Annotated in this window: 21 protein-coding genes, 11 tRNA genes and 3 rRNA genes; 5 read left to right on the top strand and 30 right to left on the bottom strand. The window is 51.0% G+C overall.

The window, feature by feature from the left end; translation table 11 throughout:
• Positions 1–95 precede the first annotated feature (95 nt).
• A complete protein-coding gene (locus tag IC804_RS11235) occupies positions 96–830 on the top strand; it encodes a CPBP family intramembrane glutamic endopeptidase (protein ID WP_008882017.1) in 735 nt (244 codons plus the stop codon).
• Entirely contained in the window at positions 827–1,006 is a 180-nt protein-coding gene (locus IC804_RS11230) for a DUF4305 domain-containing protein (protein ID WP_008882018.1), read from the top strand. The genes IC804_RS11235 and IC804_RS11230 overlap by 4 nt, the downstream gene beginning before the upstream one ends.
• 61 nt (positions 1,007–1,067) lie before the next feature.
• Here IC804_RS11230 and tatC read toward each other — a convergent pair whose 3' ends face one another.
• The 4 genes from tatC to moaC are packed head-to-tail and all read right to left on the bottom strand — an operon-like array spanning position 1,068 to position 3,145.
• The gene (gene tatC / locus IC804_RS11225; RefSeq protein ID WP_008882019.1) at positions 1,068–1,811 is read right to left on the bottom strand and encodes a twin-arginine translocase subunit TatC; all 744 of its coding nucleotides are present in this window, start codon (positions 1,809–1,811) and stop codon (positions 1,068–1,070) included.
• Positions 1,812–1,831: 20 nt separating this feature from the next.
• Entirely contained in the window at positions 1,832–1,984 is a 153-nt protein-coding gene (tatA, locus tag IC804_RS11220; protein WP_008882020.1) for a twin-arginine translocase TatA/TatE family subunit, read from the bottom strand.
• 15 nt (positions 1,985–1,999) lie between these two features.
• Entirely contained in the window at positions 2,000–2,641 is a 642-nt protein-coding gene (locus tag IC804_RS11215; protein ID WP_011886673.1) for a redox-sensing transcriptional repressor Rex, read from the bottom strand.
• A 15-nt stretch (positions 2,642–2,656) separates the two neighbouring features.
• Positions 2,657–3,145 carry a cyclic pyranopterin monophosphate synthase MoaC gene (gene moaC / locus IC804_RS11210; protein WP_008882022.1) on the bottom strand — a complete coding sequence of 163 codons (489 nt, stop codon included), beginning with the start codon at positions 3,143–3,145 and terminating at the stop codon, positions 2,657–2,659.
• Between the two features lie 98 nt (positions 3,146–3,243).
• On the opposite strand from moaC, the gene IC804_RS11205 reads away from it, so the two are divergent.
• Positions 3,244–5,175, top strand: coding sequence for an ABC-F family ATP-binding cassette domain-containing protein (locus IC804_RS11205; RefSeq protein ID WP_011886672.1), 1,932 nt, complete (start codon positions 3,244–3,246; stop codon positions 5,173–5,175).
• Between the two features lie 342 nt (positions 5,176–5,517).
• Here IC804_RS11205 and tsaD read toward each other — a convergent pair whose 3' ends face one another.
• The 19 genes from tsaD to IC804_RS11110 all read right to left on the bottom strand — a co-directional run bounded on the left by tsaD (position 5,518) and on the right by IC804_RS11110 (position 15,643).
• Positions 5,518–6,531 carry a tRNA (adenosine(37)-N6)-threonylcarbamoyltransferase complex transferase subunit TsaD gene (tsaD, locus tag IC804_RS11200; RefSeq protein WP_008882025.1) on the bottom strand — a complete coding sequence of 338 codons (1,014 nt, stop codon included), beginning with the start codon at positions 6,529–6,531 and terminating at the stop codon, positions 5,518–5,520.
• A complete protein-coding gene (rimI, locus tag IC804_RS11195; RefSeq protein ID WP_008882026.1) occupies positions 6,528–6,980 on the bottom strand; it encodes a ribosomal protein S18-alanine N-acetyltransferase in 453 nt (150 codons plus the stop codon). Before rimI ends, tsaD begins: the two co-directional genes overlap by 4 nt.
• On the bottom strand, positions 6,940–7,680 hold the full coding sequence (gene tsaB / locus IC804_RS11190) for a tRNA (adenosine(37)-N6)-threonylcarbamoyltransferase complex dimerization subunit type 1 TsaB (RefSeq protein WP_011886671.1): 741 nt from the start codon (positions 7,678–7,680) through the stop codon (positions 6,940–6,942). The genes rimI and tsaB overlap by 41 nt, the downstream gene beginning before the upstream one ends.
• The gene (tsaE, locus tag IC804_RS11185; protein WP_008882028.1) at positions 7,677–8,135 is read right to left on the bottom strand and encodes a tRNA (adenosine(37)-N6)-threonylcarbamoyltransferase complex ATPase subunit type 1 TsaE; all 459 of its coding nucleotides are present in this window, start codon (positions 8,133–8,135) and stop codon (positions 7,677–7,679) included. Before tsaE ends, tsaB begins: the two co-directional genes overlap by 4 nt.
• A 276-nt stretch (positions 8,136–8,411) precedes the next feature.
• Positions 8,412–8,528, bottom strand: a 5S ribosomal RNA gene (rrf, locus tag IC804_RS11180).
• 244 nt (positions 8,529–8,772) lie between these two features.
• Positions 8,773–11,701, bottom strand: a 23S ribosomal RNA gene (locus IC804_RS11175).
• Between the two features lie 387 nt (positions 11,702–12,088).
• Positions 12,089–13,646, bottom strand: a 16S ribosomal RNA gene (locus tag IC804_RS11170).
• Together the 16S, 23S and 5S rRNA genes with 11 tRNA genes alongside form the textbook arrangement of a ribosomal RNA operon.
• A gap of 78 nt (positions 13,647–13,724) precedes the next feature.
• Positions 13,725–13,798, bottom strand: a tRNA-Gly gene (locus IC804_RS11165).
• Between the two features lie 15 nt (positions 13,799–13,813).
• A tRNA-Pro gene (locus IC804_RS11160) sits at positions 13,814–13,887 on the bottom strand.
• 4 nt (positions 13,888–13,891) lie between these two features.
• A tRNA-Arg gene (locus IC804_RS11155) sits at positions 13,892–13,968 on the bottom strand.
• 73 nt (positions 13,969–14,041) lie between these two features.
• Positions 14,042–14,124: transfer RNA gene (locus IC804_RS11150), tRNA-Leu, on the bottom strand.
• Positions 14,125–14,135: 11 nt separating this feature from the next.
• Positions 14,136–14,217, bottom strand: a tRNA-Leu gene (locus IC804_RS11145).
• 5 nt (positions 14,218–14,222) lie between these two features.
• Positions 14,223–14,298: transfer RNA gene (locus IC804_RS11140), tRNA-Lys, on the bottom strand.
• 162 nt (positions 14,299–14,460) lie between these two features.
• A tRNA-Gln gene (locus IC804_RS11135) sits at positions 14,461–14,535 on the bottom strand.
• A 13-nt stretch (positions 14,536–14,548) separates the two neighbouring features.
• Positions 14,549–14,624: transfer RNA gene (locus tag IC804_RS11130), tRNA-Asp, on the bottom strand.
• A 31-nt stretch (positions 14,625–14,655) separates the two neighbouring features.
• Positions 14,656–14,727 (bottom strand) — tRNA-Glu (locus tag IC804_RS11125).
• A 16-nt stretch (positions 14,728–14,743) separates the two neighbouring features.
• Positions 14,744–14,836: transfer RNA gene (locus tag IC804_RS11120), tRNA-Ser, on the bottom strand.
• A 6-nt stretch (positions 14,837–14,842) separates the two neighbouring features.
• A tRNA-Asn gene (locus IC804_RS11115) sits at positions 14,843–14,917 on the bottom strand.
• A gap of 237 nt (positions 14,918–15,154) precedes the next feature.
• The gene (locus tag IC804_RS11110) at positions 15,155–15,643 is read right to left on the bottom strand and encodes a SprT family protein (RefSeq protein ID WP_008881471.1); all 489 of its coding nucleotides are present in this window, start codon (positions 15,641–15,643) and stop codon (positions 15,155–15,157) included.
• A 90-nt stretch (positions 15,644–15,733) separates the two neighbouring features.
• On the opposite strand from IC804_RS11110, the gene cmpA reads away from it, so the two are divergent.
• On the top strand, positions 15,734–15,847 hold the full coding sequence (gene cmpA, locus IC804_RS11105) for a cortex morphogenetic protein CmpA (RefSeq protein ID WP_087959817.1): 114 nt from the start codon (positions 15,734–15,736) through the stop codon (positions 15,845–15,847).
• Between the two features lie 16 nt (positions 15,848–15,863).
• Here the strand turns inward: cmpA and IC804_RS11100 are convergent, their stop codons facing one another.
• The 6 genes from IC804_RS11100 to acpS all read right to left on the bottom strand — a co-directional run bounded on the left by IC804_RS11100 (position 15,864) and on the right by acpS (position 22,385).
• Positions 15,864–18,029: a Tex family protein gene (locus IC804_RS11100; protein ID WP_029761551.1), complete on the bottom strand. Its 2,166-nt coding sequence runs from the start codon at positions 18,027–18,029 to the stop codon at positions 15,864–15,866.
• Positions 18,030–18,689: 660 nt separating this feature from the next.
• Positions 18,690–19,040 (bottom strand): type II toxin-antitoxin system endoribonuclease NdoA, encoded by a 351-nt coding sequence (gene ndoA, locus IC804_RS11095; RefSeq protein ID WP_003253417.1) that lies wholly within the window; start codon positions 19,038–19,040, stop codon positions 18,690–18,692.
• A gap of 4 nt (positions 19,041–19,044) precedes the next feature.
• Positions 19,045–19,326 carry a CopG family ribbon-helix-helix protein gene (locus IC804_RS11090; protein ID WP_008881474.1) on the bottom strand — a complete coding sequence of 94 codons (282 nt, stop codon included), beginning with the start codon at positions 19,324–19,326 and terminating at the stop codon, positions 19,045–19,047.
• 127 nt (positions 19,327–19,453) lie between these two features.
• Positions 19,454–20,608 carry an alanine racemase gene (gene alr, locus IC804_RS11085; protein WP_081157204.1) on the bottom strand — a complete coding sequence of 385 codons (1,155 nt, stop codon included), beginning with the start codon at positions 20,606–20,608 and terminating at the stop codon, positions 19,454–19,456.
• Positions 20,609–20,902: 294 nt separating this feature from the next.
• Positions 20,903–21,916: a LolA family protein gene (locus IC804_RS11080; RefSeq protein WP_008881476.1), complete on the bottom strand. Its 1,014-nt coding sequence runs from the start codon at positions 21,914–21,916 to the stop codon at positions 20,903–20,905.
• Positions 21,917–21,995: 79 nt separating this feature from the next.
• Positions 21,996–22,385: a holo-ACP synthase gene (gene acpS, locus IC804_RS11075; RefSeq protein WP_008881477.1), complete on the bottom strand. Its 390-nt coding sequence runs from the start codon at positions 22,383–22,385 to the stop codon at positions 21,996–21,998.
• 140 nt (positions 22,386–22,525) lie between these two features.
• Between acpS and IC804_RS11070 the strand changes: the two genes are divergently transcribed.
• Positions 22,526–23,143: a rhomboid family intramembrane serine protease gene (locus IC804_RS11070; RefSeq protein WP_008881478.1), complete on the top strand. Its 618-nt coding sequence runs from the start codon at positions 22,526–22,528 to the stop codon at positions 23,141–23,143.
• An 11-nt stretch (positions 23,144–23,154) separates the two neighbouring features.
• Here IC804_RS11070 and IC804_RS11065 read toward each other — a convergent pair whose 3' ends face one another.
• Positions 23,155–24,558 carry a degradosome RNA helicase CshA gene (locus IC804_RS11065; protein ID WP_081157205.1) on the bottom strand — a complete coding sequence of 468 codons (1,404 nt, stop codon included), beginning with the start codon at positions 24,556–24,558 and terminating at the stop codon, positions 23,155–23,157.
• Positions 24,559–24,628: the final 70 nt, after the last annotated feature.

The following is a 24,628-nucleotide window of genomic DNA, read 5'->3' as shown; positions in this document are numbered from 1 at the left end:
GTTGACTGCATCAACTTCCATTGACGCGCTTTTCTTATCATTTCACCAAACATGTGTTACAATACGGATATATTTGAATAAAGGGGTAAGAGGATTTGAAACGCCATTACTGGTATGTCATCATCACATACATCGCCATGCAGCTATCCTCCTTTATCGGTGTGCCGCTTCTGCATGCTCTCGGCATCGGCCAAAGCGCAAAAAGCCCTATCGAAGCCGCCAAGATTGCTTCCGGGTATTGGGCGGTCATCAGCTTTCTAGCGGCTTTAATCATCATTTTATGGCTGCTTCGCGGCGTCCGCGATGAACGAGGGATGCGACAGCTTCCCCTCGCTTCGTCATCGATGTGGGCAATCTCTGGCGTCTTTTTGGCACTTATCGCCCAAAGCATCGCCGCCAATATTGAATGGCGGTTGCTCGGCATTGAACCGGGTTCGGAAAACACAAGGCAAATCATTGATATCATCCGCTTGACGCCGCTATTAGTCATCGTTGCTTCTATTATCGGCCCGATTTTGGAAGAGATTGTTTTTCGCAAAATCATTTTTGGCTCTCTTTATGAAAAATATCACTTTTGGCCGGCCGCGCTCGTGAGCTCGCTTCTTTTTGCCATTGCCCATATGGAACCGGAACATTTGCTGTTGTATACGGCAATGGGACTGACGTTCGCCTTTTTATATGCGAAAACCGGCCGCATTTTAGTGCCGATTTTCGCCCATGTGACGATGAATACGTTTGTGATCGTAGTTCAAATCTTGTTGGCTGATGAGTTAGAAAAAATGATGCGCCAAGCTGGACTGCCGCTAGCGCTTTGGAGGTTGTGGCTATGACGAGCCGGCCGCGGCTGTTTTCACTGCCGTATTTCATCCTAGGTGTATTGTTTACGTATTTGGCGATCAAAAGCGCTCATGAAACGGTTTGGAACGTTTCGACTATCGCCTTGGCGGCGTTTGCCGCCTTTGATTTTGGCACCGCCTTCCGCCTGTTTTTCGCCCCAAAACGTTGAAACCCTCCCATTGGGGGAGGGTTTTTTCTGTATAACCACTCTCTTTTTGCTGTGCACGATCTTACTCACTGCTTTCTTGTTCCGCCGCCAACTGCGCCTTTCGGTAGCCAATTTTGGCGATCCAGATGCTTCCTTCGTATAAAAGCGTGAGCGGAATCATGACGATTACCTGCGACAACACATCAGGCGGTGTAATGGCTGCCGCCAAAATCAGCAACGCCAAATACGCGTATTTGCGGATGCGTACAAGCAACTGCGGCGTAATGAGCCCTAAGCGGGTGAAAAACAGGACGACGATCGGCAGCTGAAACACGATACCAAACGGCAGCACGAGATGGAGCAAAAACTGAAAATATTCGTTAATGCCAATCATTTGTTGGATGTCCAGTCGATCAGCAAGCTCATTCATAAACCGGACGACAAACGGAAACAAGACAAAATAAGCAAAACCGACGCCAACTAAAAAAAGAAAAATCGATGCCGGAATATAGCTGAGTGTCACCTTCCGCTCTTTTTCATACAATCCTGGGCTGACAAACGCCCAAATTTGGTACAGCAACACCGGGGCGGACAGCACAGCAGCGATCACGAAGGCAAACTGAAAATATACCTTAATCGGATCAGTGAGACGGAAGGCGTTCATCGTCAACTGCTTCGCCTCAGCCGTTTGCTGCAAATAGACAATGACATCATCAGCAAAAAAGAAACTGGCAACGAGCGCCGTGACAAAAAAGAGGAGTACAATGATCAGCCGCTTCCGCAGTTCACCAAGATGTTCATACACCGACATTTCTTTGTTGTTCATCGTTTCCCCATCCTGCCTTGTCATCGGTCAGTTTTGTTTTCCTCGTCATCAGTCAGCCCTTTCGTCGCGTCTTTAAACTCGCGCAACGACTGGCCGACCGACCGTCCTAGCTCCGGCAATTTTTTCGTGCCAAACAGCAACAAAATCACAAGGACAATCAAAATGTATTTCACGCTTTATTCTCTCCTTTATGATGGCAATGGATAGTTTCTCAGAAAGTAGACGAGCGACTGCAATTCAATGGCTAAATCGATATGATGAACGCGAATATGTTTCGGCACATTCAGCCGTGCCGGAGTGAAGTTTAAAATGCCTTTAATCCCTTGGGTGACAAGGCGGTCAGTCAGCGCTTGAGCCGCGACGGCTGGCACAGTTAAAATGGCGACCGGAATGTTTCCGCAAAGCCGCTCCTCAAGTTCATCGAGATGGTAAACCGGCACGCCGCCGACGGTCGTCCCCACTTTCTGTTCATCAACATCAAACGCCATCACGATTTTTGTATTGTTGTTTTTGGAAAAATTGTAGTTTAAAAAGGCCGTACCTAAATTTCCGACACCGAACAAGGCGACTTCCGTCACTTCATCCTCTTCAAGCGTCCGACGGAAAAATGACAACAAATAATTGACATTATACCCATACCCTTTTTTGCCGAGCGCGCCAAAATACGAGAAATCGCGGCGGATGGTCGCCGGATCGACTTTGACCGCCTCGCTTAATTCGGCGGAGGACACACGCTGTTTTCCTGACGCATGCAAATTCTTCAAAAACCGGTAGTACAGCGGCAGCCGCTTCGCGGTTGCTTGCGGAATTTTCGGTTGTTCGTTACTCATCATTTCATCCCCCAGCTAATCGGTTTTCCGTCGATAATGGCCGGACTTTCCGCCCGTTTTCTCGACCAAATACGTCGGACCGATGATCATCCCTTTATCAAGTGCTTTACACATATCATACACCGTCAACGCACATACCGAGGCGGCCGTCAGCGCTTCCATTTCCACCCCTGTGCTCCCTTTCGTTTTCACTGTTGCGGTGATGACGAGTTTATATGCATCCGCTTCGTTTTCCCATGAAAATGCGATATCGACACCTTTTAACATGAGCGGATGGCACATCGGAATGAGATCGGCTGTTTTTTTCGCTGCCATCACCCCGGCCACTTGGGCCACTGCCAACACGTCACCTTTCTCGATGGCGTTGTTTGTCATTTTTTCATAAATCTCTTCGCTGACGGTGACGCTCGTTTTTGCCACTGCGACCCGCACCGTATCTTCCTTGTTCGTAATATCGACCATTTTCGCGCGGCCTTGCTCATTGAAATGAGTAAACGACGACAAAACAATCTCCTCCAATTATACACTATACACGATTTTTGTTTATCTGTCTTTGACCGTTTTGGCGACATACGTTAAACTATTCCGAGAGGTGAAACGACATGATCATTTTGCAAGTGCACCAGCTCACGAAATATTTTGGCGCTGACCTTATTTTATCGAATATAAAACTAGAAGTACAATCCCGTGACCGAATCGCCCTCGTCGGCCGCAACGGCGCAGGAAAATCGACATTGTTAAAAATCATCGCCGGAGAACTTTCTTATGACAGCGGCGAAATCATCAAGCCTAGTCATATTAAGATTGGCTATTTGGCACAAAATAGCGGGCTTGACTCGTCGCGCTCTATTTGGGACGAGATGCTCGAAGTGTTCGCGCCACTTCTAGCCATCGAAAAGCAGCTAGCAGCACTCGGCTCCCAACTTGGTGACCCGGATGTACTCGCTGACCCTGCCCGCTATGAAAAAATACTCAAAGCGTATGACGAACTACAAGAACAATATAAAGAACAGGGCGGCTATCAATATGAAGCCGACATCCGTTCGGTCTTACACGGTCTGCAGTTTTCTTCCTATGATTATAAAACAACGCTTATCTCCTCATTAAGCGGTGGGCAGCGGACACGTCTCGCTCTCGGGAAGCTTCTATTGTCTAAGCCAGATTTGTTGATTTTGGACGAGCCGACCAACCATTTGGATCTTGAAACACTCTCCTGGTTGGAACAATACTTGCAGGCGTACCCCGGTGCCGTCCTGCTCGTTTCCCATGATCGCTATTTTTTGGATAAAGTCGTCACGGAAGTATACGAGCTATCCAACACGAAGCTCAAGCGGTATACAGGCAACTACAGCCGCTATTTGGAGCAGCGGGCCGAACAGTATGAACAAGAATTAAAACGATATGAGAAACAGCAAGAAGAAATCGCCCGGCTGCAAGACTTTATCCAGCGCAACATCGCCCGTGCCTCGACGACCAAACGCGCGCAAAGCCGTCGAAAACAACTAGAAAAAATGGAACGGCTTGAACGCCCCACTGGCGATGGAAAATCGGCATCCTTTTCCTTTACAATTGAACGGCCGAGCGGCCATGAAGTACTCACCGCTGAGGAACTAGCCGTTGGTTACGGCGAAGGAACACCTGTCATCCGCCAAATCAGCTTTCGCATCACGCGAGGAGAAAGCGTCGCCTTAGTCGGACCGAACGGCATCGGTAAATCAACATTGCTAAAGGCGGTCGCGCAGCGGCTTCCTGTCCAAGCGGGAAAGCTTCGCTACGGCTCAAACGTCCAAATCGGCTATTATGATCAAAATCAGGCCGAATTGTCATCGAATAAACGAGTGCTGGATGAGCTATGGGACGACTACCCAGATAAAACCGAGAAGGAAATCCGTACCGTGCTCGGTAACTTTTTGTTTTCCGGAGATGACGTTTTAAAACCAGTCTCGGCGTTAAGCGGTGGGGAAAAAGCGCGTCTAGCGCTCGCCAAACTGATGCTCCAAAAAGCGAACGTTCTTATTTTGGACGAGCCAACCAACCATTTGGATCTCGATAGCAAACAGGTGCTCGAGCAAGCGCTCATCGACTATCCAGGCACCATTTTGTTCGTCTCCCACGACCGCTACTTCATTAACCGGATTGCGACAAAGCTGTTTGAGCTATCGAGCGATGGCCTCACCGAATATTTAGGTGACTACGATTACTACATCGCCAAAAAAGCGGAGATGTGCGAATTGGAGCGCCTTGACGCCCGTCCTGACAAAACGCAGGATAGCAACGAATCGAGCAAATCCGCTTATAAGCAAGAAAAGGAAGAGAAAAAACGGCAGCGCCAGCGCCAGCGCCGTCTAGATGAAATCGAGGCCGAGATCGAAACACTTGAGGCGCAAATCGCTGAAGTGGAACAACAGCTATGTGATCCGTCCATTTATGGCGATTATGAAACAGTACAACGGTTATCGCAAGAAAACGAGGAACGAAAACGGCAAGTCGAAAAGTTATTGGCTGAATGGGAACAGCTTTACTCTTCACTCTAACCGATAGCCCGCCCGTTATTTTGGCGGGCTGTTTTTAAGTTAGTCACATTATCCACAAAACAATTCACAATCACACCTATGAAATATAAGTTATTCACCAACTTTTCCACATTATCCACAAAAAAAATTCTTTTTTTGTGCAAAAACCGTTGTGTATTTATTCTCCTTATATTTATGGTGTTTTCTCATCTTTTCCACATTGTCCACAACCTGTGGATAAAAATATACACAGTCCCTTTTCGCCGCAAGCAGCCGAAGCTTGTTCCCACAAACAAAAAAGGCGGTTTGCTCGCCTGCTGCAAGCAACCGCCCTGTCTTCCCCTCTTTATTTCCCTTCTTACACTAAACAAGCGGCAAGCCCGGATTGGCGTTGAGAGCCAAATCAGACCGCTTGCCTTGCCAATACAGCACTGTTCCTGCTGCAGCGATCATCGCCGCATTATCGGTGCATAACGACAACGGTGGAATAACGAGCTCAACGCCCGGAAGCTCCTTCATTTTGTCTTGTAGCGCGGACCGCAGCCCGCGGTTGGCCGCCACCCCACCGGCCAGCAGCACTTGCCGAACGCGGTACTGTTTCGCCGCCTGCACCGTTTTGGTCACCAGCACATCGACAACACTCTCTTGAAAACTCGCAGCCATGTGTTTCGGGTCAATCTCCTCACCGCGCTGTTTTGCGTTATGAAGCGTATTGAGCACCGCCGATTTTAAGCCGCTGAAACTAAAATCATATGATCCTTCCTCAAGCCACGCCCGCGGCAAATCAATGACTGGTTCGCCCTCATGAGCTAATCGGTCGATATGCGGTCCCCCTGGATACGGAAGACCCAAAGCCCGCGCCACCTTATCATACGCCTCACCGGCGGCATCATCGCGCGTTTCGCCAATCACTGTAAACTTCCCGTGTTCTTCCATGTAGATAAGCTCCGTATGCCCGCCCGAAACGACAAGCGCTAATAACGGAAACTTCATCTCAGCCACTAGCTGATTGGCGTAAATATGGCCAGCAATATGATGCACCCCGACAAGCGGCAACCCATGGGCAAACGCCAGCGCTTTCGCCGCATTCACTCCGACAAGGAGCGCCCCGACAAGGCCCGGCCCCGCTGTCACGGCCACGGCATCAAGGTTGGAAAACGATACCCCGGCTCGTTGCATTGCTTCCTCAATCACAAGCGTAATTTGCTCGACATGATGGCGCGAAGCGATCTCCGGCACGACACCACCAAATCGACGATGGCTTTCCATTTGTGAGGCGACGACATTCGATACAATTTCTTTTCCATTTTTCACAACGGCTGCCGCCGTTTCGTCGCAACTTGTTTCAATGCCTAATACGTATACGTCTTCGTTCATATCAATTTCACCCACATTACTAGTGCGTCTTCAAAATTATCAGGATAATACCGTTTGCGAATGCCGCCATTGCGGAACCCGAGCTTACGGTACAACGATTGGGCAACATGGTTGGACACACGTACCTCGAGCGTCATTGTCACCGCGCCATGCTGTTTTGCGAGATCCATGAGGCGGCGCATCAGCGCTTCACCAAGTTTTTGCCCTCGAAATTGTGGCAATACGGCTACGTTTGTCACATGCGCTTCATCGATGACAAGCCACATTCCGCCATATCCGATGATCCGTCCGCGGTGCACCATAACGATATATTTGGCATAACGATTGTACATCAGCTCATTATAAAACGACTCGCGGCTCCACGGTGCGGTGAACGACGCCCGTTCTACTTGTACGACCTCGTCAATGTCATGGATGGTCATTGGACGAAATTGTACATCGATCCCCATCGGTTCCTTCCCCTTTTTGTTTCGCGAGCCATTTCGCCTCCGCTTCGGCAAGACGGATATAATTCGGCACAAACGCATGGGCGTTCTCGCGTTCTTTTTCTTTTCCAAGCATAACTAACTCACTCGGGCGCGGCAACGCCAACGATGGTGGGGCAACATGAACGCGCTCGCCTAAATGATTTCGAAACAGTTCACTATATAACGGCGCATCCACACCAACTAACAATACATCCTCTCCCTGCTGACTTAACTGATGAGCCCACTCATCAGCAGCGACAATCCGGTCCTCCTCAAGGCAGCGGAGCACACCGCCTTCATAACGATAAAGACCAGTATAAATTTGTCCGCGCCGCGCATCAAATAGCGGAACGATCACTCCGGGAAAATAACGGCCATTAGCGGCGAGCACTTCGAGGCTCGAAACGCCGGCAATCGGGATGCCTAGCGACCAAGCAAGCGTTTTCGCAATCGTTACACCGATCCGCACCCCTGTATATGATCCCGGTCCTTTAGCAACAACGATCAAATCAAGCTCGTCTGGGGTAATCCCACACTGCCGAAGCAACGATTCAATGGCCGGCATCGCCCGGGCTGAGTGATCTTTTTTCACATTCGTGATGATTTCCCCTTTAATGACATTCCCATCCATCAAGGCAATACCCAATGGCATATTTGAAGTATCAATTCCTAATATCTTCATGACGCAAAAATCTCCTTACATAACTGTTCGTAACGCTGCCCTAACGGTTCAAACACTAATTTTCGTTCACTATCGCCATGGTGATACAAATGAACCGTCAACCGCTCGTTCGGCAGCTGACCTGCAATCAAATGCGCCCATTCAACGACTGTAACGCCATCGCCGGCAAAATATTCATCAAACCCAAGGTCTTCCCACTCGTCCTCAAGACGGTACACATCCATATGGTAAAGCGGGAGTCTCCCCTCGTATTGCTTAATAATCGTAAACGTCGGACTGTTGACATTTTGTGTAATACCTAGCCCTTCAGCAATCCCTTTCGTAAATGTCGTCTTTCCTGCACCTAAATCGCCTTCCAAGGCGATGACCATTCCTGGCTCAAGCTGTTCCGCTAGTCGTCGGGCGATCTCCTTTGTCTCTTTAGGGGAATGCACTATAAGTTCCAACTGCTCCATCACGTTCCACCTTATTCCATTTTATCATCTTCACTCTCGCTTTTGAAATTGTACCATAACAAAACATCATGTTGCCACTTTCAACGTCAAAAACGAGATTGACACGAAAAGAACCTATTGAGCGCTCTCCCATTTCCACTTCCGGGGTCGAGATGACAAAAAGGACTGTCCTGATCAGACCGTTTGCTTAGCCTGAAGGACAGTCCTAGTATAATTAGGCTCATAAAAAAGAAAAAAGGGAATTAGGCGTGTTGCTACTCCCTGGTGAATGGAATTGCCTAGCAGCGACCTACTCTTGCAGGGGCGCTGGCCCCAACTACCATCGGCGCTGGAGAGCTTAACTTCCGTGTTCGGGATGGGAACGGGTGTTTCCTCTCCGCTATCACCACTAGGCAATATGAAGTTGTGGGATCATTCCCTCAAAACTAGATAACCGTTTGGTGGGAAGAAGCCTCCGCTTTTCGTACTGTCTAGCTCCGGCCGCCATCGGCTCGCGACGCTTCGGTCCTGCTGTGGCGGCGACACATTGCATACGCTCCTGTGGCACCACCCACGCAGAACCAAGCTTTGCTTGGTTCGAGCCTCCTCGCAGGCCCTCCAGCGCGTCTCGCCGATAGGCGGGCGGCCTCCGCTTTTCTAGGTTAAGCCCTCGATCGATTAGTATCCGTCAGCTCCACGTGTCGCCACGCTTCCACCTCGGACCTATCAACCTCGTCATCTTCGAGGGATCTTACTCGCTTAACGCGATGGGAAATCTCATCTTGAGGGGGGCTTCACGCTTAGATGCTTTCAGCGCTTATCCCTTCCGCACATAGCTACCCAGCGGTGCCCCTGGCGGGACAACTGGTACACCAGCGGTGCGTCCATCCCGGTCCTCTCGTACTAAGGACAGCTCCTCTCAAATTTCCTGCGCCCACGACGGATAGGGACCGAACTGTCTCACGACGTTCTGAACCCAGCTCGCGTACCGCTTTAATGGGCGAACAGCCCAACCCTTGGGACCGACTACAGCCCCAGGATGCGATGAGCCGACATCGAGGTGCCAAACCTCCCCGTCGATGTGGACTCTTGGGGGAGATCAGCCTGTTATCCCCGGGGTAGCTTTTATCCGTTGAGCGATGGCCCTTCCATGCGGAACCACCGGATCACTAAGCCCGACTTTCGTCCCTGCTCGACCTGTCCGTCTCGCAGTCAAGCTCCCTTGTGCCTTTGCACTCTCCGAATGATTTCCAACCATTCTGAGGGAACCTTTGGGCGCCTCCGTTACCTTTTGGGAGGCGACCGCCCCAGTCAAACTGCCCACCTGACACTGTCTCCCACCCCGATAAGGGGTGCGGGTTAGAATTTCAATACCGCCAGGGTGGTATCCCACCGACGCCTCCACCGAAGCTGGCGCTCCGGCTTCCCTGGCTCCCACCTATCCTGTACAAGCGATACCAAAATTCCATATCAGGCTGCAGTAAAGCTCCACGGGGTCTTTCCGTCCTGTCGCGGGTAACCTGCATCTTCACAGGTAGTATAATTTCACCGGGTCTCTCGTTGAGACAGTGCCCAAGTCGTTACACCTTTCGTGCGGGTCGGAACTTACCCGACAAGGAATTTCGCTACCTTAGGACCGTTATAGTTACGGCCGCCGTTTACTGGGGCTTCGGTTCGCACCTTCGCTTGCGCTAAGCGCTCCCCTTAACCTTCCAGCACCGGGCAGGTGTCAGCCCCTATACTTCGCCTTTCGGCTTCGCAGAGACCTGTGTTTTTGATAAACAGTCGCTTGGGCCTTTTCACTGCGGCTCTTCGGGGCTCATCACCCCAAAGAGCACCCCTTCTCCCGAAGTTACGGGGTCATTTTGCCGAGTTCCTTAACGAGAGTTCTCCCGCGCGCCTTAGGATTCTCTCCTCGCCTACCTGTGTCGGTTTGCGGTACGGGCACCTCTTCCCTCGCTAGAGGCTTTTCTTGGCAGTGTGGAATCAGGGACTTCCGGATCAAATCCGTCGCCATCACAGCTCAGCCTTTACGGCCAGCGGATTTGCCTACTGGCCAGCCTTACTGCTTGGACAGGCTCTTCCAGCCGCCTGCTCACCCTATCCTCCTGCGTCCCCCCATCGCTCAAACGGGAAGGAGGTGGTACAGGAATCTCAACCTGTTGTCCATCACCTACGCCTTTCGGCCTCGGCTTAGGTCCCGACTAACCCTGAGCGGACGAACCTTCCTCAGGAACCCTTAGGCTTTCGGCGCAGAGGATTCTCACCTCTGTTTTCGCTACTCATACCGGCATTCTCACTTCTAAGCGCTCCACCAGTCCTTCCGGTCTGGCTTCGATGCCCTTAGAACGCTCCCCTACCGATGACCAACGGTCATCCCGCAGCTTCGGCGGCACGTTTAGCCCCGGTACATTTTCGGCGCAGAGTCACTCGACCAGTGAGCTATTACGCACTCTTTAAATGGTGGCTGCTTCTAAGCCAACATCCTGGTTGTCTTCGCAACTCCACATCCTTTTCCACTGAACGTGCACTTGGGGGCCTTAGCTGGCGATCTGGGCTGTTTCCCTCTTGACCACGGATCTTATCACTCGTAGTCTGACTCCCAAGGATAAGTCATTGGCATTCGGAGTTTGACTGGGTTCGGTAACCCGATGAGGGCCCCTAGCCCAATCAGTGCTCTACCTCCAAGACTCTCACCTTGAGGCTAGCCCTAAAGCTATTTCGGGGAGAACCAGCTATCTCCAAGTTCGATTGGCATTTCACCCCTACCCACACCTCATCCCCGCACTTTTCAACGTACGTGGGTTCGGGCCTCCAGCCGGTGTTACCCGGCCTTCACCCTGGACATGGGTAGATCACCTGGTTTCGGGTCGACGACGACGTACTCAAACGCCCTATTCAGACTCGCTTTCGCTGCGGCTCCACCTCTTCGGCTTAACCTCGCACGCCATCGTCACTCGCCGGTTCATTCTACAAAAGGCACGCCATCACCCATAAACGGGCTCTGACTACTTGTAGGCACACGGTTTCAGGTTCTCTTTCACTCCCCTTCCGGGGTGCTTTTCACCTTTCCCTCACGGTACTGGTTCACTATCGGTCACTAGGGAGTATTTAGCCTTGGGAGATGGTCCTCCCTGCTTCCGACGGGATTTCCCGTGTCCCGCCGTACTCAGGAGCCGCTCGGGAGGGAACGAAGTTTCGACTACAGGGCTGTCACCTTCTCTGGCCGGCCGTTCCAGACCGGTTCGTCTACCCCGTTCCTTTCTCACTCCCATCTGAGCGGTCCTACAACCCCAAGAGGCACGCCTCTTGGTTTGGGCTGTTCCCATTTCGCTCGCCGCTACTCAGGGAATCGCATTTGCTTTCTTCTCCTCCGGGTACTAAGATGTTTCAGTTCCCCGGGTGTGCCCTCCATGCCCTATGGATTCAGGCATGGATCCTGCCCCATTACGGGCAGGGGGTTTCCCCATTCGGACATCTCCGGATCAACGCTTGCTTACAGCTCCCCGAAGCGTTTCGGCGTTTGCCCCGTCCTTCATCGGCTCCTAGTGCCAAGGCATCCACCGTGCGCCCTTTCTAGCTTAACCTACAGCGCGTTTCGGCTTCTTCCTTATTGTCTAGCTGCGGCGCCTAGCTCTCTTCCGCCAAATAACCTTCCCCCCCTTGGGGTGCAAGCACCCCTGCGGGTGAAGAACATTTGGCTTCGAGAGCTGACCGCGGCACCTCAGCTTTTCCGGTTATCTAGTTTTCAAGGAACGATTTGAAGGAATTCTCATTCCTTCAAAACTGAACGAAACGAAAGCGCAATTTGTTAATGATTGGCCATTAACGGCCTCCGCTTTTCGTGATGTCTAGCTCCAGCGCCTGGCTCTCTTCTGCCAAATAACCTTCCCCCTCGGGGTGCAAGCACCCCTACGGGTGAAGAACATTTGGCTTCGAGAGCCGACCGCGGCGCTTCCGCTTTTCGTCCTTAGAAAGGAGGTGATCCAGCCGCACCTTCCGGTACGGCTACCTTGTTACGACTTCACCCCAATCACTTGCCCCACCTTCGGCGGCTGGCTCCCGTAAGGGTTACCTCACCGACTTCGGGTGTTGCAAGCTCTCGTGGTGTGACGGGCGGTGTGTACAAGGCCCGGGAACGTATTCACCGCGGCATGCTGATCCGCGATTACTAGCGATTCCGGCTTCATGCAGGCGAGTTGCAGCCTGCAATCCGAACTGAGAGCGGCTTTTTGGGATTCGCTCCCCCTCGCGGGTTCGCAGCCCTTTGTACCGCCCATTGTAGCACGTGTGTAGCCCAGGTCATAAGGGGCATGATGATTTGACGTCATCCCCACCTTCCTCCGACTTTTAGCCGGCAGTCCCTCTAGAGTGCCCAACTGAATGCTGGCAACTAGAGGCAAGGGTTGCGCTCGTTGCGGGACTTAACCCAACATCTCACGACACGAGCTGACGACAACCATGCACCACCTGTCACCCTGTCCCCCCGAAGGGGAAAACGCCCAATCTCTTGGGTTGTCAGGGGATGTCAAGACCTGGTAAGGTTCTTCGCGTTGCTTCGAATTAAACCACATGCTCCACCGCTTGTGCGGGCCCCCGTCAATTCCTTTGAGTTTCAGCCTTGCGGCCGTACTCCCCAGGCGGAGTGCTTATCGCGTTAGCTACAGCACTAAAGGGTGTGACCCCTCTAACACTTAGCACTCATCGTTTACGGCGTGGACTACCAGGGTATCTAATCCTGTTTGCTCCCCACGCTTTCGCGCCTCAGCGTCAGTTACAGGCCAGAGAGCCGCCTTCGCCACTGGTGTTCCTCCACATCTCTACGCATTTCACCGCTACACGTGGAATTCCGCTCTCCTCTCCTGCACTCAAGTCCCCCAGTTTCCAATGACCCTCCACGGTTGAGCCGTGGGCTTTCACATCAGACTTAAAGGACCGCCTGCGCGCGCTTTACGCCCAATAATTCCGGACAACGCTCGCCCCCTACGTATTACCGCGGCTGCTGGCACGTAGTTAGCCGGGGCTTTCTCGTGAGGTACCGTCACCGCACCGCCTTATTCAAACGGCGCTCCTTCGTCCCTCACAACAGAGCTTTACGACCCGAAGGCCTTCTTCGCTCACGCGGCGTCGCTCCGTCAGACTTTCGTCCATTGCGGAAGATTCCCTACTGCTGCCTCCCGTAGGAGTCTGGGCCGTGTCTCAGTCCCAGTGTGGCCGGTCACCCTCTCAGGCCGGCTACGCATCGTCGCCTTGGTGAGCCGTTACCTCACCAACTAGCTAATGCGCCGCGGGCCCATCCGCAAGTGGCAGCCGAAGCCGCCTTTCAACCAAAGACCATGCGGTCTTTGGTGTTATCCGGTATTAGCTCCGGTTTCCCGGAGTTATCCCGGTCTTGCGGGCAGGTTGCCCACGTGTTACTCACCCGTCCGCCGCTGACCGAACAAGAGCAAGCTCTCGTTCGGTCCGCTCGACTTGCATGTATTAGGCACGCCGCCAGCGTTCGTCCTGAGCCAGGATCAAACTCTCCAAAAGAAAGTTGATTGGCTTGCGCTTCGTTTCGTTCAGTTTTCAAGGAACGAGATTATACCGTTTCTCATTTCAACTTTTTCATGGAGCGGGTGATGGGAATCGAACCCACGACATCAGCTTGGAAGGCTGAGGTTTTACCACTAAACTACACCCGCATATGATTTTTCGAATCGGGAAGACAGGATTTGAACCTGCGACCCCATGGTCCCAAACCATGTGCTCTACCAAGCTGAGCTACTTCCCGATCATGGCGCGCTCGAGAGGATTCGAACCCCTAACCTTCTGATCCGTAGTCAGATGCTCTATCCAATTGAGCTACGAGCGCATCTTTTGAGAGCGACAAACTTTATTTTAACAACTCAGTTCATCGTTGTCAACAGTTTTTTATTTTAATAAAATGCGGTCGAGAGGACTTGAACCTCCACGGGGTTGCCCCCACTAGGCCCTCAACCTAGCGCGTCTGCCATTCCGCCACGACCGCGTGTTTATCAGTGCGGGTGGAGGGACTTGAACCCCCACGCCGTGAGGCGCCAGATCCTAAGTCTGGTGCGTCTGCCAATTCCGCCACACCCGCAAATATGGTGAGCCATGGAGGACTCGAACCTCCGACCCTCTGATTAAAAGTCAGATGCTCTACCTACTGAGCTAATGGCTCATAACTGAGGTAACACGCTAAGTATCAATTCGCTCTACCTGTCTCTTCCTCTACAAGCATATTCAAGGAAGCTATATGCGTCGAGACAACTCGAAGCAAATTCGAGGATGCAATCTTCGTTACTGAGCTAATGGCTCATAACACTTTTTTATGAAATAAGAATGGCTGGGCCAGCTGGATTCGAACCAGCGCATCACGGAGTCAAAGTCCGTTGCCTTACCGCTTGGCTATGGCCCAGCGATTGGTGTAATGGCGGTCCCGACGGGACTCGAACCCGCGATCTCCTGCGTGACAGGCAGGCATGTTAACCACTACACTACGGGACCGTGAATTCGCGGGGGACCCCCGCGTTATAAGTGACCCGTACGGGATTCGAACCCGTGTTACCGCCGTGAAAGGGCGGTGTCTTAACCACTTGACCAACGGGCCACGTGTATATTAAAAGTGGCGGAGAAGGCGGGATTTGAACCCGCGCGCCGTAAAGACACGACCTAACGGTTTAGCAAACCGTCCCCTTCAGCCACTTGGGTACTTCTCCATAAAGTGGCTCCGCAAGTAGGATTCGAACCTACGACCTACCGGTTAACAGCCGGTTGCTCTACCGCTGAGCTATTGCGGAACAATCAAGAAGCATCCTTCAAATAATCTCCTGTACCTTCATTTACCCTTTAACCCAAGGAAATCTAACACATCAGGACTGCTCGTGACAACTCCGTCGATACTGACGTTTGTCACAACTGACATTGTTTATTATATTGAGCAACTTGTTGTTTGTCAATATGTTTTTTTGTTTGTTGTTATTTGTTTCGCCGTTTGGCGACGGCTTTTATAATTTAGCATATGATAATCTTGATTGTCAACCTCTTTTTTGTAAAATGTTTTGCTTTGTTTCATCTTCAGCCAACTTGAGCCGACCGTGGCAACGGCCGCAGACGTAACGGTCGGTGTTGATTCGTCTTTTACGGTTATATACTAATCCGCACGATGTGCAGATGTATGTATGGATCGCTTTAGTTGCTTTTGTTTCTTGTTTGAGCGGGCGGCAATAGCGAGGCGCCCCTACTTTTTTCAACAGCTCACGAAAGTCACGGTCGCGATGACGGTAGCCTTTCCCTTCAAGATGCAAATGGTAATGGCATAGTTCATGTTTGATAATGGCGATGAGTTCTTCTTCACCGAACATGTCGTAATATTTTTTGTTCAGTTCAATGTTGTGGGTTTGCAGCACGTAGCGCCCACCGACAGTGCGAAGTCTTGGGTTGAAAGAGGCAGTGTGGCGAAACGGTTTGCCAAATATGCTTATGGAAATTTGTTCAACGAGTGCTTGCAACCGTTTTTGATCCATAGCGGGCGTCCCCCTTATGTTTTTGGCACAGGACAATGTGCAACTACATACATTATATACTACCTTTCCGTTGTCAGGGAGGTGACTGCCTTGCCTACGTGGCTGAAAAATCAAATGAGACGAGCCTATTATGAGAAAAACCGCGATCAAATCAAGCTGTTAAACCAATGTTGGTTTTTTTATCGAAAAAAGCACTGCTCGTAAGGCAGTGCTTTTTCCTTCACTCTTCGGGGGAAACCATTGATAACGAAATTCTTCCTTTCGCCACGTCGACGTGCTCGACCCATACTTTGACGACATCACCGACGGAAACAATATCGAGCGGATGACGCACGTATTGTTTGCTTAGTTTCGAAATGTGCACAAGCCCATCCTGTTTGACACCGATGTCAACAAAAGCGCCGAAATCGACGACATTGCGTACCGTGCCTTCAAGCTCCATGCCTGGTTTTAAGTCTTCCATTTTCAAGACATCTTTACGAAGCAAAGGTTTGGGCAGCTCGTCGCGCGGATCGCGCTCCGGACGGCATAAAGCATCGATGATGTCGCGCAATGTGAGCTCACCAATGCCGAGCTCAGCTGCCGTTGCTTCGATATCGAGGGCTTGCAGCGCTTGGCGCAGTTCATCGCTGCCAATGGCGTCGGTTGTAAATCCTAATGTCTGCAATAGACGCTTCACTTCCGCGTATCGCTCAGGGTGAATCGGCGTTCGGTCAAGCGGCTCTTCCCCGTCAAGAATGCGCAAAAATCCGATACATTGCTCGTACGTTTTTGCCCCAAGGCGCGGGATCGTTTTCAGCTCGTCGCGGCTGCGGAATTTTCCTTGCTCTTCACGGCGCTTGACGATGTTTTCCGATACCGTTTTCGTCAACCCTGACACGTACTGCAATAAAGAGACAGAGGCAGTGTTCACGTTGACACCAACTTGGTTAACGACCGTCTCGACGACAAAACGGAGCGATTCAGCCAGTTTCTTTTGCGATACATCGTGTTGGTACTGACCGACACCCACCGATTTCGGATCGATTTTGACGAGCTCAGCGAGCGGGTCTTGAACACGACGGGCGATGGAAACAGCGCTCCGCTCTTCGACTTGCAAATCCGGAAACTCGGCGCGCGCCAGGTCGGATGCTGAGTAGACACTCGCTCCAGCTTCATTAACAATGACATAAAAAATGTCGCGTTCCACTTGCTTTAACGTATCGGCGACAAACTGCTCCGTTTCCCTTGATGCCGTTCCGTTGCCGATGGCGATCATGTCGACGTGATAGTCATCGAGCAAGCGTAGAAGCTTTGCTCGTGCTTCTTCTTTCCGTTCTTGGGGCGGGTGCGGGTAAATGACGTCAATGCGGAGCAGCTTCCCCGTTTCATCCACAACAGCGAGTTTGCATCCGGTTCGATAAGCTGGGTCGATGCCGAGTACCGTTTTTCCTTTTAGCGGTGGCTGAAGAAGCAGTTTGCGCAAGTTTTCAGCAAAAATATGAATCGCTCGTTCTTCTGCTTTTTCCGTCAACTCGTTGCGAATCTCGCGTTCAATGGCAGGCTCCATCAACCGCTTGTACCCGTCTTCAACCGCTTCGGCCACAAGCGTGGCGGCAGGGGATAATTCATTCGTGACTGTTTTTCGCTGCAAATAGCGAACGATGTCTTCCACTGGCGCCTTGACGGAAACACGTAGCACCTCTTCCTTTTCACCGCGGTTTAAGGCCAAGACGCGATGAGGAACGATTTTGGCGATCGGTTCTTCATAGTCATAATACATTTCGTACACATTCTTTTCGTCTTTTTCTGGTGCTTTGGCGGTCGAAGCGATCGTTCCTTTTCGCCACGTTTGTTCGCGCACCCATTGGCGAAGGGTGGCATCGTCGGCCACTCGTTCGGCGATGATGTCTTTCGCCCCTTGCAACGCCTCGTCAACAGTGGCCACTCCTTTTTCGTCATCGATGAATGCCTTAGCCTGTTCATTAGGGGATGGGGCGGTGGGACAAGAAAGGAGCCAATCCGCAAGCGGCTCAAGCCCTTTTTCTTTCGCGATCGTCGCTTTTGTACGCCGTTTTTGCCGATATGGGCGGTAGAGATCTTCGACTTGCTGCAGTTTCGTAGCGCTTATAATCGCGTTTTTCAATTCTTCGGTCAATTTTCCTTGTTCCTCAACCAGCCGAATAACTTCTTCTTTCCGTCGCTCTAAATGTTGCAAATATTCCCATCGTTCGAGCACATCACGGATTTGCACTTCATCGAGCGCCCCCGTCATTTCTTTCCGGTAGCGAGCAATAAACGGGATCGTGTTGCCTTCTTGATGAAGCGAGATGACGTTTTCAACTTGTTTCACTGTCAACTGTTGCTCGGTGGCAATGATTGAAATGAGCCGCTGTTCGTTCGTCAATCGTTTCCCTCCCTTAATATATGCTTGAACGCTCTCCTACCTACGGTCATACTGAGAATGGGCGCTTTTCGGTTCGAGATGACAAAAAAAAGAGCTACTTGTCCGCAGCTGCTTTGTGATCCATATACGTGAACTACTTCGACTTCGCTTTGCTTAAAGTGAGCTCCTCAGTTCCACGACGAAAGCAACGCTTCGTCTCTCTGAGCATCACTTCGAATCGTCCCAACCCTCGGCATCCGACGATGGAGAGCTCTTTCGCACCTTGAATATTTTACGCATAAAATGTTTGGCTTCGTTTCGCATTGGATGTTCTCCAGACAATCCTATATATCCCGTCCGCAAAGAACAGCACACACATCTCTACTACTATGCGTTTGGCCTAACATCAACCGACATTCCTCTCCCGCTAATCGCTGGGCTCCACCTTTTGTGCGCTTGAAGCTAGGAGTCTCCTTTACGGAACGAAATAAAAATGAAAGGACAGACCGTTGTGAGAGCCGATCTGCCCGTCTTTGCCATTGATGCAAAAATGCCATAATAAAGTCCAGCGTCGCACGTTCAACACCGCTTCGCCTATCCGCCCGTTCGCTCTTGGCAAACAAAACATCGCTCTCTCCCGCTTTTTGACTCGCTAAGGCAGGGGGCTTTCTTCGCACCGCATCAAAAGTCGATCAATCCTAAGCTGATTTGCAGCGCCTCATCAACTTTATCCATCATTTCATCGTCCAAGTGGGTAATTTTATCGGTCAACCGTTGCTTATCAATCGTACGAATTTGCTCAAGCAAAATGACGGAATCGCGCTCAAACCCGTAGCGTTTTGCATCGATTTCAACATGCGTCGGCAGTTTCGCCTTCTGGATTTGCGCCGTAATCGCCGCCACAATCACCGTCGGACTAAAGCGATTACCGATATCGTTTTGGATCACCAACACGGGGCGTACGCCGCCCTGCTCTGAGCCAACGACCGGGGAAAGGTCCGCAAAATAAACGTCGCCACGTTTAACAATCAAAGCATTACCCCCCGCTAACTAAGCGTTCAACGGTGTGGTCGGCCTCATATTCGGCATGAAACGCTTCAGAAGCAATAGATAAATTGATTTTGGCCATTTCCATGTAGCCTCGTCTCATCGCCTCGCGAATTTGCCGTTTTTTCCGTTCACGAATATACATTTTCGTCGCTTGATAAATGAGTTCATTTCGATTGCCGTTCTCCTGTTTGACAAGCCCGTCCAGTTCCGTCAGCAGCGACTGCGGCAAACGAACGACGATTTCCGTTGTTGCGCCAGATTCCGACACGAATCATACACCTCCACGAACTGCAACCATTCATTGCTTCCATTTCATGATACCATTAAACAACGGCGCTGCAAAGTCATTTCTCCCTTTTCTATCCTTTGCCTTCTGAAGCAAAGTATGCATCGCTTCACCCGTGGCAAACAGCATTTCTCACTTCCATTATACGCTTATTTCGGAAAAAAATACGGGGCACCCGATAACTGATTGTACAAGGCACTTCGTAATTAATCGTTTCCAAATAGCGGGCGACATCATCAACAGAAATGAACTCATCTCCTTGGCGACCGATCAATGTTACCTTCGTACCGACTGGCAACGGTTCAGGCAGGCGAATCATGCATTGATCCATGCAAATCCGGCCGACAATTGGCGCCTTTTGCCTGTTCACGAGCACATGAAAATGTTGCAGGCGACGGAGCCATCCGTCCGCATAGCCGATCGGGAGCGTACCGATCCACTCTTCCTCTTGTGCGGTATACGTCGCTCCGTAACTCACCTTTTCACCCGGTTGCAATCTTTTCACATGCACGAGGCGGCTATGAAGCGAAAACGCCTCCTTTAGTTCGTATGGAAGCAACGGCTTGATGCTTGGCGATGGAGCGAGTCCGTACATGGAAATGCCGAAGCGGGCCATATTGAACGCTCGCTCGGGAAAGCGGAGTACCGTCGCACTGTTGGCACAATGAACGATCGGCGGCCGTGATGGCAGCCATTCGAGCATATGCAAAAAGCGGCGATATTGATAAGAAAGATAGTCTGTATTCACTTCATCAGCCGTCGCAAAATGCGTATATACCCCTTCAAGGATAAAGGATGGGTGGCGGTCAATCAGCGTCGTAATACGCTTCGTCTCCTCCTCGTCTTTTACCCCGAGCCGTCCCATTCCAGTATCCATTTTTAAATGCAGATGAACGGGAGTCGAGCCGTTATAAATCGATGCCGCCTCCTCTAACCAATCGGCGCGAAACACGGTTAAAGTAATGCGATGTCGAGCGGCTAGCTCCACATCGGCCGGGCGGGACGCCCCAAGCACTAAAATGGGCGCATTGATGCCTTTTTGTCTTAAAGCGAGCGCCTCGTCCAAAATGGCGACGGCTAAGTAGGAAGCACCGGCTTCTAGCGCCGTTGTCGCCACTTGGGCGTCACCATGCCCGTAGGCATTCGCTTTTACAACGGCCATAACCTGTGTTCCATCCGGTAAAAAGCGTCGCAAATTCGCGACGTTGTCGTAAATAGCATCCAAGTCGATTTCTGCCCACGTATCGCGGTGAAAGTTGTCCATCCTCTCTCGCTGCCTTTCTAATCACGTAAGTTTTGAAAGCGTTTAAATTTGTTTTCATTCTTTCTTAGTTTACCACGTCTGTAGTGAAGACGGAATAGGTTAGACATCAGAAAAGTGACTGAACGCAGTGGAAAAGTGGGCATGCCGCTTTGTTCTCTCTGCATGAGGCAGCCTATGCTTGCTGTTAACCCTTATTGGCAGATGACAGCTCTGATTTCCATTCCCCACAACAAAAAACAAGGCGGCTCTCCGCTTTCAAAGCGGAAAGGCACGCCTTGTTCACACATTTCATGGTTATTTCGCAGCTTTTTCTTGAACCGAGCTGGCGACCATCACCATTTCTTCTGGCGTTAGATCATCGGAGGCAAGCGTAAACTCCACTCCGTTGTACGACCATGTTAACGTTTGACCAGTGAGGGCACCGACCGTAAATCCTAAATCGACCGGATCCCCGTTGACAGGCACTGGCATGCTCGTTGCCGGGAGCACTTCCGCTTTTTCTTGAACGAGCGTAAACGATTTTTTGCCGCCAAATGTCATAATGACCCGTGTGCCGTCTGCGCTTTTTACTTCTTTTTCCTCAAGCGCTTGAACGCCTTCTGGGAGCTGGCTCGGATACATGACTTCCATCACTTGTTCTTTCCCTTCCGCCATCGCTGGTACCTCGAGGCGCGCTCCGGTCATGTTTTTCGACGTATCGAATGCATCATCATCGAATTTTTTGTTAAATTCAACGTTGGAAAATTCCACTGTCAACAGTGCTTTGCGGTCTGTATCCATCACTTTGACCGATACGGGGGCTAAATCTTTTTTGCGCAGCGTAATTTCTTGGATCGGAACAATTTCGCTATTTGGATAGTTCGTTTTTGTCTCAAATACATAGTGCTTTTTCGTCGCCTTAAACTTCGCCTTGGAGTCACTCGAAATATCTTTGACGAGCGATTCATACAAATACGCTTGGCTGCTGTTTTTCGGCCAGTCGCTGACAAACTTGAAGCTTTTGTTGAGGGCAGGCGTAAAGACGAATACTCCCTCATCGTTACGCAAAATCATTTGGCTTTGCCCTTTGTCGGCGTTTTTCAAGCTGACGCGGTAGTACGACGGCTGCTTATGCCACACTTCGACATGATATACTTGTGGCTTCTCCCCGGTGCGGAACGTCATTTTTGCCTCGGCTTGGTAGCCTGTCATCTCGTCCATCTTTTCATTGAGCGCTCGAAGCACTTCCTCCTGTGATTTCGACCCGCACCCAGCTAAAGCAAACAAAAAGATGATGCCGACCAATGCCCAAAGCACCTTTCTACCCATCGCTTCAACCCCTTTGCCTCATATATCGATTTCTGTCTATGCACTACAATATATGAGACAACTGTCTAGAATATGCAGACTAGCCGTGGCAAGCATCTGATGGCTTGGCCGGCCCGAAGCGCTCAATGATGACTTGGGCGATCGCATAGTCACGGCTATGGGAAATGGATAGATGAATAACTTCTCCGTCGCGACGGGCAGCAATGCTCGGTTTTCCATACTCATCGGAAACAATCTCAATGTCCTGAAACGATACGTGTCGCCCGATCCCCGTCCCAAGCGCTTTGGCGTACGCTTCCTTCGCCGCAAACCGTCCAGCGAGAAATTCCACTTGTCTAGCAGGCGCTAGCTGATCAAACTGCTCCCTCTCTCGCGGCGTTAAAATCCGGTCAAGGAATTTGCGGTTGCGCTCAAGGAGTGATTGAATCCGCTCCAGCTCTACAATATCAATGCCGATACCAACGATCATCACTTTCTCCACCTATCCGTGCTATGTGATCCGACAAATTTTTTACACTCTTTGTGCATAAGATGGCTTATAAAAAACGGACATGACCTTCCCCACTCGCGGGGGATATACGATTTTTGATAAAGAAGGGAGACAAAGCTATGTTTCACGATGCCGGGAATGTCCGCTCACTCGTCCGTCTCTATCCGGTTGTATCGATCGTGTTGTCCGCCCATATCGTTTTATGGATTTTGTTCGTTCTTCCCCTTACAGCGCTAGAACCTGTTTGGCAATACATCATCGGGACGAATGGCGCCATTCGAAACGGGGAATATTGGCGGCTGATTAGCCCGCTCGTTCTGCACTACGATTTCAACCATATGGCGGCCAACAGCCTTTCTCTATGGCTGTTCGGCCCGTGGCTGGAACGTGCGCTTGGAAAAGGGAAGTTTTTACTTCTTTATATCGGGGGCGGCGTCGGCGCCAATATCGCCACCGTATTGCTTCTTCCGCCGATGTACAGCCATGTCGGGGCGTCAGGCGCCATTTTCGCTTTGTTTGGCATGTACAGCTATCTCGCCTTGTTTCGCCGCGATTTAATCGCCCCAAAGCACACCCAACTGTTATTAGTCATTGTCGTGATTCATTTGTTGCTTAGTTTGATGGAACCAGATGGAAATCTCATGGCTCATCTATTTGGCTTCGCCACCGGCGGCTTGTTGGCTCCTTTTTTAGCCATCCGTCCCCAGTTACCGATGTTTCATGTGATCCGGTCATGAAAAAACGGCGCTTAATGCGCCGTAATCCGCCGTTTTTTCGTCCGACCACGCGCCGAACTGTCCGGGCGGCTGCCCCGCTTTTTCTCCCGTTTGACTGCTAGAGGCGGTTCTTCCGTCAACTTCACCGGTGTCGTGTCTGGCTCGCGCGTCAACATTTTCAGGCAGGCGGCGACGATCGTCACTGAGTCATGCTCTTCAAGCAACTCCTCGGCCGCTCGCTTGTAAAATGATAAGTTTTCCGCTTCCGCAACATTGAGGAGCTTTTCAATGGCGATGCGCTGCTGGCCTTCAAGCGCCTCATTGAGTGTCGGCGGCTTCATCCGCTCCATCTTCCGCTTCGTCGTCCGCTCAATATGATGAAGCTGGCCAATTTCCCGCGGTGTCACAAACGTCATCGCCACCCCTGTCTTACCGGCGCGCCCCGTGCGGCCGATTCGATGGACGTAGCTTTCTGGGTCTTGCGGAATGTCAAAATTATATACGTGCGTCACACCGGAAATATCTAATCCGCGCGCTGCGACGTCGGTGGCGACTAAAATTTCGATCGATCCTTCTTTAAACTTGCGCAACACCGACAGCCGCTTCGCCTGGCTCAAATCGCCATGGATGCCTTCCGCTGCATAGCCACGCAAGTTGAGCGCTTCAGCGAGCTCGTCGACACGCCGCTTCGTGCGGCCAAACACAATCGCCAGCTCCGGCGCCTGGATATCAAGAAGCCGTGTCAAAATGTCAAATTTCTTTTTCTCGTGCACTTCCAAATAATATTGCTGAATATTCGGCACGGTCATTTCCTTCGCCTTCACTTTGACGAGTTCCGGATCATTCATAAACCGCTCGGCAATGCGGCGGATCGGATCCGGCATCGTCGCAGAGAACAACAGCGTCTGCCGCTCAGTCGGCACATGACGTAAAATCGCCTCAATATCTTCAATAAAGCCCATATTCAACATTTCATCGGCCTCATCGAGAACGACCGTACGCACATGTTCGAGGCGGAGTGTCCCGCGGTTAATATGGTCGATGATGCGGCCTGGTGTGCCGACGATGACGTGCGGATGTTTTTTCAAGGCGCGAATTTGCCGCTCAATATCTTGACCGCCGTAAATCGGTAAAACACGCACCCACTTGACCGCACCGATTTTATACAGTTCTTCCGACACTTGAATGGCGAGCTCACGTGTCGGTGCGACGACGAGCGCCTGAATGGCACCGTTTTTCACATCCACTTTTTCTACGATCGGGATGCCAAATGCAGCGGTTTTCCCCGTTCCGGTCTGCGCTTGGCCGATCACATCTTTATTTTGTAGGCTGAGCGGGATCGTTTTTGCTTGAATTGGGGTCGTTTCTTCAAACCCCATCCGCTCGATAGCTTTCATTACCTCTTTACTTAATCCTAATTCTTGAAATGTCGTCAATGTTATCCAAACTCCTTATAAAAAATCGTCCCTTTATTCGTGAGAAAGGTTTGACAGTTATCATACCATG

This window comes from Geobacillus sp. 47C-IIb (assembly GCF_014679705.1).
Taxonomy (GTDB): Bacteria; Bacillota; Bacilli; order Bacillales; family Anoxybacillaceae; genus Geobacillus; species Geobacillus thermodenitrificans.
The sequence above is the reverse complement of the archived record's forward strand: the minus strand, read 5'-3'. Positions and strand labels throughout refer to the sequence as shown.

Coding starts and splice junctions, on each gene's coding strand:
- IC804_RS11230 (WP_008882018.1), top strand. CDS start 827: ATGACGAGCCGGCCGCGGCTGTTTTCACTGCCGTATTTCATCCTAGGT.
- tatC (WP_008882019.1), bottom strand. CDS start 1,811: ATGAACAACAAAGAAATGTCGGTGTATGAACATCTTGGTGAACTGCGG.
- IC804_RS11215 (WP_011886673.1), bottom strand. CDS start 2,641: ATGAGTAACGAACAACCGAAAATTCCGCAAGCAACCGCGAAGCGGCTG.
- IC804_RS11205 (WP_011886672.1), top strand. CDS start 3,244: ATGATCATTTTGCAAGTGCACCAGCTCACGAAATATTTTGGCGCTGAC.
- tsaD (WP_008882025.1), bottom strand. CDS start 6,531: ATGAACGAAGACGTATACGTATTAGGCATTGAAACAAGTTGCGACGAA.
- rimI (WP_008882026.1), bottom strand. CDS start 6,980: ATGGGGATCGATGTACAATTTCGTCCAATGACCATCCATGACATTGAC.
- tsaB (WP_011886671.1), bottom strand. CDS start 7,680: ATGAAGATATTAGGAATTGATACTTCAAATATGCCATTGGGTATTGCC.
- tsaE (WP_008882028.1), bottom strand. CDS start 8,135: ATGGAGCAGTTGGAACTTATAGTGCATTCCCCTAAAGAGACAAAGGAG.
- IC804_RS11110 (WP_008881471.1), bottom strand. CDS start 15,643: ATGGATCAAAAACGGTTGCAAGCACTCGTTGAACAAATTTCCATAAGC.
- alr (WP_081157204.1), bottom strand. CDS start 20,608: ATGGACAACTTTCACCGCGATACGTGGGCAGAAATCGACTTGGATGCT.
- IC804_RS11080 (WP_008881476.1), bottom strand. CDS start 21,916: ATGGGTAGAAAGGTGCTTTGGGCATTGGTCGGCATCATCTTTTTGTTT.
- acpS (WP_008881477.1), bottom strand. CDS start 22,385: ATGATCGTTGGTATCGGCATTGATATTGTAGAGCTGGAGCGGATTCAA.
- IC804_RS11070 (WP_008881478.1), top strand. CDS start 22,526: ATGTTTCACGATGCCGGGAATGTCCGCTCACTCGTCCGTCTCTATCCG.